This window comes from Pareuzebyella sediminis (assembly GCF_008367235.1).
GTDB classification, from domain to species: domain Bacteria; phylum Bacteroidota; class Bacteroidia; order Flavobacteriales; family Flavobacteriaceae; genus Pareuzebyella; species Pareuzebyella sediminis.
This window is the reverse complement of the sequence record NZ_VTZS01000006.1, coordinates 256659-270199: the sequence shown is the minus strand read 5'-3', so window position 1 is coordinate 270199 and position 13541 is coordinate 256659. Positions and strand designations below refer to the sequence as shown.

Annotated in this window: 10 protein-coding genes; 5 read left to right on the top strand and 5 right to left on the bottom strand. The window is 41.7% G+C overall.

Annotated elements, in window-relative coordinates; all coding sequences use genetic code 11:
• Positions 1-2: 2 nt before the first annotated feature.
• From F2B13_RS18980 to F2B13_RS18970, 3 genes are all read right to left on the bottom strand, one after another.
• The gene (locus F2B13_RS18980; RefSeq protein WP_149275173.1) at positions 3-2525 is read right to left on the bottom strand and encodes a M14 family metallopeptidase; all 2523 of its coding nucleotides are present in this window, start codon (positions 2523-2525) and stop codon (positions 3-5) included.
• Between the two features lie 144 nt (positions 2526-2669).
• Positions 2670-3044, bottom strand: coding sequence for a PUR family DNA/RNA-binding protein (locus F2B13_RS18975; RefSeq protein WP_149304850.1), 375 nt, complete (start codon positions 3042-3044; stop codon positions 2670-2672).
• A 71-nt stretch (positions 3045-3115) separates the two neighbouring features.
• Positions 3116-4870, bottom strand: a complete 1755-nt coding sequence (locus F2B13_RS18970) for an ABC transporter ATP-binding protein (protein WP_149275175.1) — start codon at positions 4868-4870, stop codon at positions 3116-3118.
• A gap of 185 nt (positions 4871-5055) precedes the next feature.
• Here F2B13_RS18970 and nusB point away from each other — a divergent pair, with 185 nt between their 5' ends.
• The 4 genes from nusB to F2B13_RS18950 all read left to right on the top strand — a co-directional run bounded on the left by nusB (position 5056) and on the right by F2B13_RS18950 (position 8424).
• Entirely contained in the window at positions 5056-6003 is a 948-nt protein-coding gene (gene nusB / locus F2B13_RS18965) for a transcription antitermination factor NusB (RefSeq protein WP_149275176.1), read from the top strand.
• A 113-nt stretch (positions 6004-6116) separates the two neighbouring features.
• The gene (locus tag F2B13_RS18960; RefSeq protein WP_149275177.1) at positions 6117-6590 is read left to right on the top strand and encodes a DUF1573 domain-containing protein; all 474 of its coding nucleotides are present in this window, start codon (positions 6117-6119) and stop codon (positions 6588-6590) included.
• A gap of 38 nt (positions 6591-6628) precedes the next feature.
• A complete protein-coding gene (gene yajC / locus F2B13_RS18955; protein ID WP_149275178.1) occupies positions 6629-6916 on the top strand; it encodes a preprotein translocase subunit YajC in 288 nt (95 codons plus the stop codon).
• Positions 6917-7074: 158 nt separating this feature from the next.
• On the top strand, positions 7075-8424 hold the full coding sequence (locus F2B13_RS18950) for a Gfo/Idh/MocA family protein (RefSeq protein ID WP_149304849.1): 1350 nt from the start codon (positions 7075-7077) through the stop codon (positions 8422-8424).
• A 73-nt stretch (positions 8425-8497) separates the two neighbouring features.
• Here F2B13_RS18950 and F2B13_RS18945 read toward each other — a convergent pair whose 3' ends face one another.
• Positions 8498-9097 (bottom strand): YdeI/OmpD-associated family protein, encoded by a 600-nt coding sequence (locus tag F2B13_RS18945; RefSeq protein WP_149275180.1) that lies wholly within the window; start codon positions 9095-9097, stop codon positions 8498-8500.
• 78 nt (positions 9098-9175) lie between these two features.
• The gene (pepT, locus tag F2B13_RS18940; protein WP_149304848.1) at positions 9176-10408 is read right to left on the bottom strand and encodes a peptidase T; all 1233 of its coding nucleotides are present in this window, start codon (positions 10406-10408) and stop codon (positions 9176-9178) included.
• A 144-nt stretch (positions 10409-10552) separates the two neighbouring features.
• Here pepT and F2B13_RS18935 point away from each other — a divergent pair, with 144 nt between their 5' ends.
• A complete protein-coding gene (locus F2B13_RS18935) occupies positions 10553-13408 on the top strand; it encodes a TonB-dependent receptor (protein WP_149304847.1) in 2856 nt (951 codons plus the stop codon).
• The last annotated feature ends 133 nt before the right edge of the window (positions 13409-13541 follow it).

The following is a 13541-nucleotide window of genomic DNA, read 5'->3' as shown; positions in this document are numbered from 1 at the left end:
GCTTACATCATTCCCCCAAAAAATATGGCATTCATCAATAGTTTGTTCGTGCCATACCAAAAGGCCCTAAAATTTGTATTGTCGGTAAAGCCCATAACCCATCCCTTTCCCATTCTCTGAGCCTGAAAGGGAACGCTGTTTTTGAGCAGTTCCAGATTTTCTTCGGATATATAACCGCTCATCAAAGGGGTACTGGTATATTGAATCGGATTGTTATAACTGTTTTTATCAGGTTTGATAAAGGTCGTAGTATTTCGAAATAGAGGCAACGTAACATTGTCATACCCGTAATTAATAGGGTGGGATAGGTCAATGTGTGCTTCAATGATAGCTCCCCCAATTTCCTGAGCCCCCTTAAAATCGGATTTTTCAGCAAAAGAAATATGTTTTGCCCTGAGCGTATCCGTTTTAAATTCGAGGGCCATAAAACCGTTTTTTTCCAATAGTGCTACCGTGTTGCGATAACCTATCAAGGTGCCCCCGGCGCGCACCCACTGCTTCAACTTATTTGACATACTTTTGGTAAACACCTTCGCTGAAGCGCTTGGAACGATAATATCGGTATAACTGCTCAAATCGGCGGTATTTATGTAATCGAGGTCGATTTTCGTTAATTCCATAGCATATCTGGTATCGAAAAGATGCCAAATCTCACCGGCATCGTACGATCGTATTCCATCACCTACCAAAAGGGCGACTTTTTGCTTTTTCACCGTGTCAAAATCGTTACTGCCCAAATCGATACCTTTAGCATAAGAACCGTTCGCTGCCCTAATCTGAAGTGCACTTTCTTTGGCGATACCTTGTAAAAACCTGTACAATTGATCAGATGATAGGTTCTGATTTTTAACAGGAATCATTATGGTGCCATATCCATATTGGTGATTGCCCAAACCGAAAGGCGCTTTGGCAACTTTAGCTCGAATCCCATGATTCAATATCTTGTTGAGTGCCTTAGGAGTATAGTATTCGTTCCATTCGAAAAGATATGCGTAGTTACTTTTCGCGTCGACATTGCCCGAGGGAAATGACAATTCATCTATTTCGGTACCGGCATAATCCAAAGCGCGTAATTCGGTATAGTCTAAATTGAACGCTAATGGAAACGTCCAAGCGGAGATATCATAGAAAATACTATCTGAAAAGGTTGTTCGCTTCTCGAACATAGCCTTTATCAGCCGATCATTCTTTTGATTCAACGGTACTACATAACTATATCCTTTTTTATATGGATTTCCGTTCAGCTGGGTATCTTGGGAGAGTTCGTGAACCTTGACCTTATGACGCTTCAATATCTCAGCTAGATGCCAGGTTCTGGCCGCGTCCTTTGTATTTCCAAAAACGAAAGCCTTAGTTCGACCAATGGCCGATTCGATGCGGATATTTTTATAAAACTTTTGTTGATACGCCAAAATTTTAATCCGTAGCTCCAGAGCCGCACGTATGGTCGATAGGGCCGTGGTCAATTGATTGCGTATCGTAAACGGAAAGGTGAGCAACCCATTGTCTGAATATTGTACATGCCCCCGTGAACTGGCCTGTTCGAAAAGAATACCGATACCGCCCGTGACATCTGGAAATGTCGAACCTTTTCCATAATAATAGTCGTCATAGTTTTCCTCGGAGTAGTAGAGAGACCCGATTTTGTTCAGGGCCTTGGCGTGATAGGCTCCGATTTCACGGGTTAAAGTCTGGTTTTCCAGAGGGGTCAGTGGATGAACCCGAGTCGGCTCTCCGGGTTGAAAGAAGAAGGTAGAATTGGTACCCATTTCATGATGATCGGTCAATATATTCGGCATCCATTGATAAAAAGAGGCAATTCGGGCACGACTTTCAGGGAGCTGCACGGGAAGCCAGTCGCGGTTCAAATCGAACCAATAGTGGTTGGTTCGGCCGCTTGGCCAAATTTCATGATATTCCCGTTCGTTATTGTCCGGGTTCAAATTTATGCTTTTGTTCGTATTCGCCCAGTAGGCAAAACGCTGCAGGCCGTCAGGATTGAAAGAGGGGTCTAGAAGGATGATAACGTTATCAAGTAGTTCATCGATTCTCTCGCCCTCGGCAGCAGCAAGGTAGTAGGCGTAGAGAAGGGCTGCGTTTGACCCGCTAGGTTCGTTCCCATGAATCGAGAACCCCTGATAGACCACAATAGGTTTGTCATCAACACTTATGGAACTGCCGTTGCCCTCTGTAAGTGCTAGATGCTCTTTTTGAATCCGATCGATATTCTCATGGTTTTTTGGCGAAGTGATGGTAAGAAGTAGTAGGGGTCTACCCTCAAAAGTTTCGCCTCTATTCTCGATACTGATACGGTCACTAGAATTGGCAAGCTGCTGCATATAGTAGATGAGCTTATCATGGGTTACATGCCATTCACCTACTTCGTGACCGAGAATTTCTTTCGGAGTCGGAATAGAAGTTGTATAGGATATGTCAGAGGGCAGGTAATATTCTAGGTCAACTTTTTCTTGGGCCGCTGTGGTTTTGAGAAATGCCAATATCAAAAACCAAGCAATAGTTCTCATACTTTGACTCATAGGTTACCAAGTGCTAAACTTTATTAAATGTACGAATCTATGCAAAGCAAACAAAAGACGGCCGATAGATACCTTTCAACAAAAAAAGACCCTAACAATATAGGGCCTTTCCATAAAAGTGATATAACTTTCTTAAATATCGTCGAAACTCAGGTCGGTAAAACTACCTGCGGATTTTGCTTCTCCATTTTCACTAGGTGTATCTTCTTTCTTAAAATCCTTTTGATGGCGTTCGGAAATAACCTCAGTACCTTTTTCATCGATGATGAAATCCATCATCTCTTCTACATTTTCTCTAAAAGCCTCAAAATCTTCTTTATAAAGGTAGATTTTGTGCTTTTTGTAATGATATGAACCATCATCATGCGTGAATTTTTTACTTTCCGTAATTGTGAGATAATAGTCGCCAGCTTTGGTACTTCTCACATCGAAAAAATAAGTTCTCCTTCCTGCCCTTAAAACTTTGGAATGAATTTCCTCCTGATCCACTAAATCTTTTTCGCTCATCTCTCTTAAGTGTCTAGTTAATAGTTAATCTTTCAAAAATGTGAAAAAAATGCCAATACGGCAAAAAAAATCTAGTTTTCTTTCTCTGAGAGTTGGGTAATATAAAGTTCTTTGTAATAACCTTCTTGCTCGTTCAGTTCTTCGTGGGTACCCTCTTGTAAAAGCGTCCCGTCTTTTAATACGAGCACCTTATCGGCGTTTTTGGCCGATGATACACGATGGCTTACAATAAGGGTAGTTTTATGTGCTGAGGCTTTTTTCAAATTCGATAAAATCTCCTCTTCAGTTTCGGTATCGACCGCTGAAAGACAATCGTCGAAAAGGTAGATCTTTGGATCTTTAAGCAATGCCCGGGCAATCGAAACACGTTGTTTTTGACCCCCACTTAGCGTAATGCCCCTTTCTCCTAAAACCGTTTCGTACCCCTTCGAAAAGTTCATGATGTTTTGGTGTACAACGGCATTTTTTGCGGCCGCGATGACCTCTTCTTCAGAAGCGGTCGCTTTACCGAATTTTATATTGTTTTTTATCGAATCGGAAAATAAAAAGGCATCTTGTGGTACCGCACCAATGGATTTGCGTAGACTGTCGATATTTATATCTTTTATAGGTACGTCATCAATTAGAACTTCCCCCGATGTGACATCGTATAGGCGGGCGACTAGATCAAGAATCGTAGATTTTCCCGAACCGGTCTTTCCGAGAATGGCAACGGTCTCACCCTCGTTTACGGTAAAGGAAATGTCTTTTAATGCCGTTATCTCTGTGTCCTCATAGGTAAAGGTTACATTTTTGAATTCAATTTTACCCCTAATCGGCGTGTCTTCAAGAACATAGTTTTTGATGTCAGGGGTTTCTTTAAGGAATTCATTGATGCGCTTCTGCGAAGCCTCTGCCCTTTGTACGATCGAGGTCAACCACCCGACTATAGCGACGGGCCAAGTTAACATATTGACATATAGGATAAACTCGGCTATCACTCCTACCGATTCTATTTCCCCATCCAAGTATTGCTTCCCCCCGATGTAGATCACAAAAATATTACTGATGCCAATTAGCAAAACCATAAGTGGAAAAAACCAGGCATTTACCTTGGCCAAATCCATACTTTTATCCTTTCCCTCTATGGCCAAGACATTAAGGTCTTTGTTGATTTTAGGTTCTAGGGCGTATGCTTTTATGACCGAGACTCCTGAGAAAACCTCTTGCGTAAAGGTCGATAAGGTTGAAAGAAACTGTTGTACAATGGTGCTCCGTTGGTGAATGATCTTGCTGATCTGATAGATGAGTACCGACAGTATAGGTAACGGCAGTAAAGAGTACATGGCAAGGGTAGGGGCCTTTATGAACATGATCGGAATTATGCACGCAAAAAGGGTAACCGTATTGATGCCATACATGAGAGCAGGACCCGCATACATGCGTACTTGGCTTACATCTTCACTAATTCGGTTCATAAGGTCACCTGTTCTGTTCTTTTTATAAAAGTTAAGGCTCAAAAGTTGGTAATGGTCGAATACCTCGTTTTTTAGATCGTATTCAATATATCGTGAAACATTGATAATGGTCTGTCGCATTAGAAAGGTGAAAAAGCCAGAAAGAAGCGCAGCACCCACGATAATGAGTATATAGTAAAGAAGTTGGTTCTTTGCGATCGATTCTGCAATTTCCGAATTCATGAATTGCTCGACGACCGAAATTGATTTGTTGACATAAGATGGCATTACCAATTGTAACACCTTGGCAATGATGGTAATAAAAAGACCGGTCAATAATTTGACCGAGTATTTTTTGAAGTATTTGTTGAGGTGTTTAAGTTCTTTCATCAACGTATTTGCCTAAACCGAAAATCGATTAGCGATTTGCCAAAGATAAGCGGTTTGTCATAAAAAGGAATGTTATAAAATGTATAAGAACGATAAACTGGGTTTTTGAATGTGCTATTGAAAATAGATTGTTACTTTTGCCCCGTGAAAATCATTAATAATCCTGTTCAAAAAAGTTCTTTAACATGCTAACAAGAAGGCATATTCGGGTGAAAGTGATGCAATGTATTTATGCCTTGACCCAATCAAAGGATGATTCTCTTCAAAAACAGGAAAAATTTCTTCGTTTTAGTATCGAAAGCATGTATTCGCTTTATTTGCTAGTAATGAGTCTTTTGGTCGAAATTCATCAAAAAGCGGCCGAAAATGTAAAGCTATCCAAAAAGAAGTATTTGGCTACTGCCGAGGATACGTATCCCAATAAAGAGAAATTCATCAACAATGGGCTGTTATTGCAAATTGTGAACAATGAAATGCTAAAGGCCGAACTCAAAAAAAGAAACCTGAAGAACTGGTATCTCAACGATGAGTATGTAAGGCTTGTTTTCAAAGATATCATATCACATCGTAGTTATGCCGATTACATGGCCAAACCTGATAGCACCTATGTTGAAGATAAAGAATTTCTAAGCACCTTGTTCAAGGAGGTCATAGCGCCCAACGAGAAAATTTACGATTATTTTGAAGATCATAAACTCACTTGGGTCGACGATATCCCTCTCGTGAACACTTTTGTTCTTAAGTTGTTTAAGAAGGCTAAAGAAAGTCATCCTGACCGATTCTTCTTGCCCAGATTACTTAAGGATGATGCCGATATGGATTTTGCCCAGAAGCTATTGACAAAAACGTTACTCAACGACGATAAACTGACAAAAGAAATCGAAGCAAAAACCCCAAATTGGGATAAAGATCGCATTGCAGATATTGATGCCATATTGTTGAAAATGGCGATTTGTGAATTACTGAATTTTCCTTCGATACCTGAAAAGGTAACTATCAATGAATTTCTTGAAATTGCCAAAGAGTATTCTACGCCAAAAAGCAGCATATTCATCAATGGTATATTGGATAAGTTAGTGAAAGAATACAAAGCTGAGGGAAAACTAAATAAAGTAGGTAGGGGCTTGATATAATATATTTACTTAATTTTGCGTTCAAAATAAAGAAATGCATAGGAATCGGCGGATTTTGTATTCGTACCTTTCCTAAATTGATTGGAAAACTAAAAACAAATAAATTTCAACAGATGAAAAAAGTACTTTTGACCTTAAGTGTATTTTCTGTGCTAGCATTGGTTTCTTGTAAGGAAGATGCATCTAGTAAAGTAAAATCTGATAATGTGGCCCAAGCGGCAGAAAGAGACGAGGCTGGTAAGCAGGTCCCGGTGATGGCATTCGAAGAAACCGAACATGATTTCGGTACAATTGAACAAGGTACGCCCCAAGAAACCATTTTTAAGTTTACCAACACAGGTGACGCCCCCTTAATTATTACCAATGCAACCAGCTCTTGTGGTTGTACGGTTCCAGATCCCCCGAAAGATCCTATAGCTCCGGGTGAATCTGGTGAACTTTTGGTAAAGTTTAATGGCTCTGGACAAAATCAAGTTACAAAAACCATTACCGTTACCGCCAATACCGAGAAAGGTTCTGAGATGTTGCGAATCAAAGCTTTCGTCAATCCTAAAGGCAGTGCTCCTGTAGGTCCAACATCAAAGTAAGTCTTACATTCAAAACAAGAACATTAGAACATTAGAATATGGGTGATATAGGACAGTTTCTTCCGATGATATTGATTTTTGTGGTGGCATATTTTTTTATGATACGCCCACAAATGAAGCGTCAGAAAGATGAGAAGAAATTCGCAGCAGCACTAAAAAGAGGTGATAAGGTCGTAACAAAAAGCGGTCTTCATGGTAAGATTTTAGAATTGAACGATAAAGATTTCTCTTGTATTCTAGAGACGATGGCCGGTAAGCTTAAGTTCGATCGTTCCGCCATTTCTATGGAGATGAGTCGCAAGCTCTCGGCGCCCGATAAAAAATAGGCTCCTTGGTAATTGAATAGATAAGCACCATACTTTTAGTACTGGTGCTTTTTTTTTGGATTTATTTTTGAGATCGTATAAAGGGTCGAACCCTGATCAAAGGCTTACTTTTTTTAAATGAAAATTGGTATCTTGGGATAATTGTTAAACAGAACGTCATGTATCATAGTAGAAGAGGTTTTATAAGAAAAAGTTCATTGGCTCTGGCGGGCTCAGGAGCCGCATTTTTTTTTCCAATGGAGCTATTGGCGATTATGCGAAAGCGAGTAGGAGCCAATGATCGTATCAATGTAGGGCTCATTGGTTGTAACGGAATGGGGTTCAGTGACCTTAGTTCAATGCTCAAGATAAGCGAAGTCAATGTAATTGGCCTGTGTGATGTAGATGAAAATGTATTGAAGAAACGCACGGCCGATTTGGAAAAAGCCGGCATCAAAAAGCCCATGTGGTACAGAGACTACCGTAAGATGCTCGAAAACCAGGATATCGATGTGGTAATAATAGGTACCCCCGATCATTGGCACTGCCTTCAATTGACCGATGCCCTGCAGGCCGGAAAAGATGTGTACTGTGAGAAACCCATTGCCAATTCGGTTCAAGAGGCCAATATTATGCGAGACTATGTAGGTGCCAGTGATCGAATGGTGCAGATAGGTCAATGGCAAAGAAGTCAACCCCATTTTGTTGACGCCATTGATTTTGTACATTCAGGTAAGCTGGGTAACATACGTCTCTCCAAAGCATGGGCCTATCAAGGATGGATGAAACCTGTTCCTGTACTCCCAGATGCTCAGGCACCTGAAGGCGTGGATTATAAAATGTGGCTGGGACCCGCTCCCGATCGCCCTTTCAACCCCAACCGTTTTCATTTTAACTTTAGATGGTTCTGGGATTACGCCGGCGGACTGATGACCGATTGGGGCGTTCATCTTATAGACTATGCCTTGTACGGTATGAAGGCAGGCACACCTAAATCTGTGATGGCTCTGGGTGGAAAATTTGCCTACCCCGATGACGCTTCAGAAACACCTGATACGCTTCAGACCGTATATGAGTACGATGGATTTTCAATCTTATGGGAGCATGCTACCGGAATCGATGGTGGAAACTACGGCAGAAATCATGGTATCGCATTTATAGGAAACTTGGGTACCTTGGTCGTCGATCGAAATGGTTGGGAGGTCATTCCCGAAGAGGAGTTTCAGGGTTGGGGCAAACCCGGTATACCTAAAATGGAGGCCATTTCTAAGGGTAAAGGCGATGCTGTTGGGCTCGATTTACATACCAAAAATTTCATCGATACCGTTACTAGTCGTGATGCCTCACAACTTAATGCGCCCATAGAGGTGGGGTACAATGCGGCATTGGTTTCCCATATGGGCAATGTCGCCTTCAAAAGCGGAAACCGCATTTACTGGGACGAGGCCAAGGGCGGTTTTACACAAGAGGGTGCCAACAAATTCTTAATGGCCAATTATCAAAACGGATGGAAGTTACCCATGGTCTGAATACCGTTGTTTAGGAAGATCCTATGTCAGGATCTCCAAAAAGGAAATAATGAATTTTGATTGTGAACAAATACTAACGATACGCATCGTTGAGACCTTTTTCTGCTAGGATCATCGGAAGAATCTTTTCAAGTCTGGCCAGTTTTGTCGATTCGCGTTTGGCATCCGCTATATACTCGGTGTATTCCTTTTGTTTATAAGGAGTAAGCTTCTGAAAAGCTTTTTTTGTCTTTGGATTTTCTTGAAAAGCTTTTTGCAATAATTCAGGTATCTCGATGTCGTAAGTATGGGCTTTTGGCGCTGGTTTGAGCCGAATTCCCTTTTTCTGGTTTTCGATGGCCTCGAGCATATACCCGTAAACCGCTTTTACATCAATTTCCTTTTCATCTGAGAATTTCCAATGTCGCATGGCTTGGGTCTTCCCTTTTTGTGCATTTTTGAGCACCTTTTTCGGATCTTCTAAAAATACGCCGTTAAAGAACCAGATACCGAAATGATTTTTGAATCTACAGATTGATAATACATTTTTTCCTTTTAGGGTATACGTCGGAAAATTCCATTTAAAAGTTTCTTCCAAGCCGGCACTTAGAGCCAGTTCACGCAGTTTGCCCAAAGCCGATCTGAATCGGTGTGCTTCATTGTAATAGGCTTCCACTTTGTTCGAACTACCCATATTTTAAGTAGTGTTAGAATGTGTAAGAATTTGTTTTAGAAGGATATCCTTAAAATATTTGCAATCCGTATGATGCCATCATTCCTTTCTTTTCTGACCTACCAGCTCACAAATCTTGACGATTACATCGACCGCCTTTTGCATGCTTTCCAACGGAATATATTCATATTTTCCATGAAAATTATGGCCCCCGGCAAAAATATTGGGGCAGGGCAGTCCCATATAACTTAGTTGAGAGCCGTCCGTGCCTCCTCGAATAGGTTTAATGATGGGCTTTACCCCGACCGCTTCCATCGCCTCTCGGGCAATTTCTACGATATGATAGACCGGTTCGACCTTCGCTTTCATATTATAATATTGATCGGTAATCTGTAAATCGATGCAATTGTTATAATAGTGGTTGAGTTTATCGGCAATGGCAATCAACAGTTTTTTTCGCTCTTCAAATTGCACTTTGTCATGGTCCCTTATTATAAGCTCGAATTCGGCCATTTCAATGCTTCCCTTGAGATGGTGAACATGAAAAAAACCTTGTCGTCCTTCGGTATTTTGTGGTGTTTCTTCAGGCGGTAGAATGCCTAGAAATTCAGTGGCGATGCTAATGGCATTTACCATTTTGTTCTTTGCATATCCCGGATGTACGCTCTTGCCCTTGATCGATACCTTGGCCTTGGCCGCATTAAAATTTTCATATTCCAGTTCGCCCACTTCGCTGCCATCTATGGTATAGGCCCAATCGGCCCCGAATTTCTCCACATTGAATTGGTGGGCCCCCCGCCCGATTTCTTCATCTGGTGTAAATCCTACCCTAATTTTACCATGTTTAATTTCAGGATGGTCGATAAGATACTCCATGGCCGTGATTATTTCTGCGATTCCGGCCTTATCATCTGCGCCCAAAAGTGTATTTCCATCCGTCGTAATCAATGTTTGCCCTTTATAACGTAACAGGTCATCGAAATAACTTGGTGATAACACTATGTTTTCCAAAGCATTAAGCACGATATCACCTCCATCGTAATCTTCTATGATCTGAGGGTTTACATCCGTACCGGTAAAGTCGGGAGAAGTATCAAAATGCGAAATAAAACCTATCGTCGGAACAGGAGTGTCGGAATTACTGGGCAACGTCGCCATGATATAGGCGTTGTCATCTATGGTGACTTCCTCCATACCAATATTCTCAAGTTCTTCGGCAAGCTCGTTGGCCAAATACCATTGTTTTTCACTACTGGGGGTAGTCTTTGAGCTTGGGTCGCTTTGGGTATCGATTTTAACGTAGCCCAAAAAGCGGTCTAGGAGGTTTTTCATAGAAAATTCATTTGCCTTAAAAGTACAAAATAGGAAGAATTCGAGTGCCGTAAATCTCTAGTGTAGATTATATTCTACATATTTTCTTACAGGCTCCGTCAAATTTACTTAACTTCTAGGATTATAAACTCAAACTAGTGTACTATGAAAAATCAACAATTTTTAGCTATGGTCTTTTTATTGGCTATGGTCAGTTTTTCAAATGCCCAAATAAACGGGACTGTGGTAGATGACGAAGGTTCTCCTTTGCCGGGAGCATCTGTGGTTATCAAAGGGACAACAACGGGATCGACTACGGACTTCGATGGTGTTTTTACCATAAACGCCGAAGTCGGTGATACTTTAGTGGTTTCATATATTGGCTTTGAATCGCAAGAGGTTACCGCGAGCAACGATATGAAAGTACAATTGACATCGGGTGTAGCGCTAGCGGAAGTAGTCATAGTGGGGTCTAGAAACCCTAATCGAACAGCAACGGAAAGTACCGTACCGGTCGATGTTATTGATATGAAAGAGTTGAACAATGTTGCCCCGCAGGTCAACCTTAATCAAATACTAAATTATGTAGCGCCGTCGTTTACCTCAAATACGCAGACCATTTCTGATGGAACCGATCATATCGACCCCGCATCACTTCGAGGCCTTGGGCCAGATCAAGTATTAGTTTTGATTAATGGGAAAAGAAGGCATACCTCTTCATTGATCAATGTGAACGGCACATTTGGCCGAGGTAGTGTGGGTACGGACCTGAACGCCATTCCTGCAGCTGCGATTCAGCGTATCGAAGTTTTACGAGATGGTGCGGCAGCCCAGTATGGCTCTGACGCTATCGCCGGTGTGATCAACATCGTGTTGAACAAGACGGTAAACGAATTGAATACCACGGTCACTACAGGGGCGAATTTTACTAAAAACGCGAATGACCAAACAGGGGGCGTCGATGGGGAATCGACCAATATTGCGGGAAGTTATGGTTTGCCACTAGGAAATAATGGCGGATTTTTCACGCTTTCAGGTGATTTCGATGTGCGTCAAGATTATAGTAGAATGAAAGAATGGGAAGGAGAAGTTTTTAACCAATACAATGTGATAGAACGCGTAGCGAACGATGCGGGCTACGATATTACTGGGTTACTAGATGACGATGTTGCCGATGTTATTCAATATGCCGGTCAGGCGGGAATAGACATTAATGGCGCGACGACCAAGGAAGAATTGCAACCCATTCTTTCTACGGATGCGACCGAAGCGGAATTGGCGGCGCGTGGGCAGCAAAGAAGCGATTATAATATGCGTGTGGGCCAGTCGGCTTTGCGTGGCGGCCGTTTGTTCGCCAATTTTAGTCTTCCTCTTGATGGGGAGGGCACCGAGATATATTCCTTTGCCGGGATTAGTTCAAGAACTGGTAATTCAGCAGGTTTTTATCGCCTTCCGAACCAAAGTCGTACGTTTACACCTGCGTACATTAACGGCTTTTTACCAGAAATTAATTCCAATATTAAAGATCAGTCCTTATCAGTAGGTATTAAGGGAAAAGTAGGAGAATGGAATGTCGATTTGAGTAACACATACGGAAGAAACTCCTTTTTGTATACGATTGGAAATACCTTTAATGCGTCCTTGCAAAACGCTTCGCCGACGATTTTCGACGCCGGGGGATTCTCATTTTCCCAAAACACATCGAACCTGGATATTACACAATTTTTTGACGACGTCATGGCCGGTTTGAATATAGCCTTTGGAGCGGAATACCGCGTGGAGAACTATGATATCGTTGCCGGTGAAGAAGCTTCTTATGCGCAATATACAGCCAATGGACAACGAATAACGTTGGCGTCACAACAACCGGCCCAAGACTTTTTTGGAAATGCAAGACCGGGCGGGTCTCAAGTATTCCCCGGGTTTAGCCCAAGCAATGAATTGTCGCGTGGGCGCAGTAGCGTTGCAGGTTATGTTGATCTTGAAGCTGATTTTTCAGAGCGATTTTTGGCGAGCTTTGCTACCCGTTTTGAGAATTATAGCGACTTTGGTTCTACCATTAATTTTAAATTGGCCGCTCGCTATAAAGTTTCCGATAATCTAAATATTCGAGGGGCGGCAAATACAGGTTTTCGCGCTCCTTCCCTTCATCAGATCAATTTCAATTCTACGTCTACGATTTTTGATCAGAACGGAAATCCGCAAGAGGTGGGTACTTTTGCCAATGATAGCAGGGCAGCAAAACTTTTGGGTATTCCCGAGTTGAAGGAGGAAACTTCTCAAAGTATCAGTCTTGGGTTGACGGCGAAGATACCCGACGCGAATTTGACAATCACCGTAGACGGCTATTACGTCGAAATTAATGATAGGGTCGTATACACGGGCCAGTTTTCAGGCCCGGGAACGGGAACAGAGCTCGACAATCTTTTAAGACAGGCGAACGCTACGGCTGCTTCCTTTTTTGCCAATGCCATTGACACAGAATCGAGAGGTTTGGATATTGTGATAACGCATAATACGACTATAGGTTCTAATTGGAGATTAAAGTCCGATTTGGCGGGTACACTATCAAAAACCAATCAAATTGGAGATATTAATGCCTCCGAGGTGTTACGAAATGCAGGTTTGATAGATACCTACTTTCCAGAAGATAGTAGGGTGTATCTCGAAGAGGCTGTTCCAAGAACGAAAATTAACCTCTCAAATAGCCTGACTTCAGATCGATGGATTGTCTTTTTGAGAAATGTTTTTTTTGGGGAAGTTACCGAAGCCACTACAGTAGTTGAAAACCAACAAGTTTTTGGTACTAAGTTGGTAACCGATTTATCTATCGGCTACAAGGCATCCGATGCCCTTACACTAACCATTGGGGCGAACAACTTATTCGATATATACCCTGATAGGGCGGAAGAACAGTTCGGAAACCGAAGTGGCGGTCGATTCGATTGGTCTCGTCGGGCACAGCAGTTCGGTATTGGGGGTAGATATTTATTCGCCAGATTAAATCTTTCCTTAAAATAGGTAGTTCAACCTTGTACGTTTTAAATAAGACCGGCTTTAAGCCGGTCTTATTATATTTAACCTAGTACTTAAAAAAATAAAATATAATTTTTGGTTAATATTGATGTTTATAATGATAGATTTTAAAGCAACG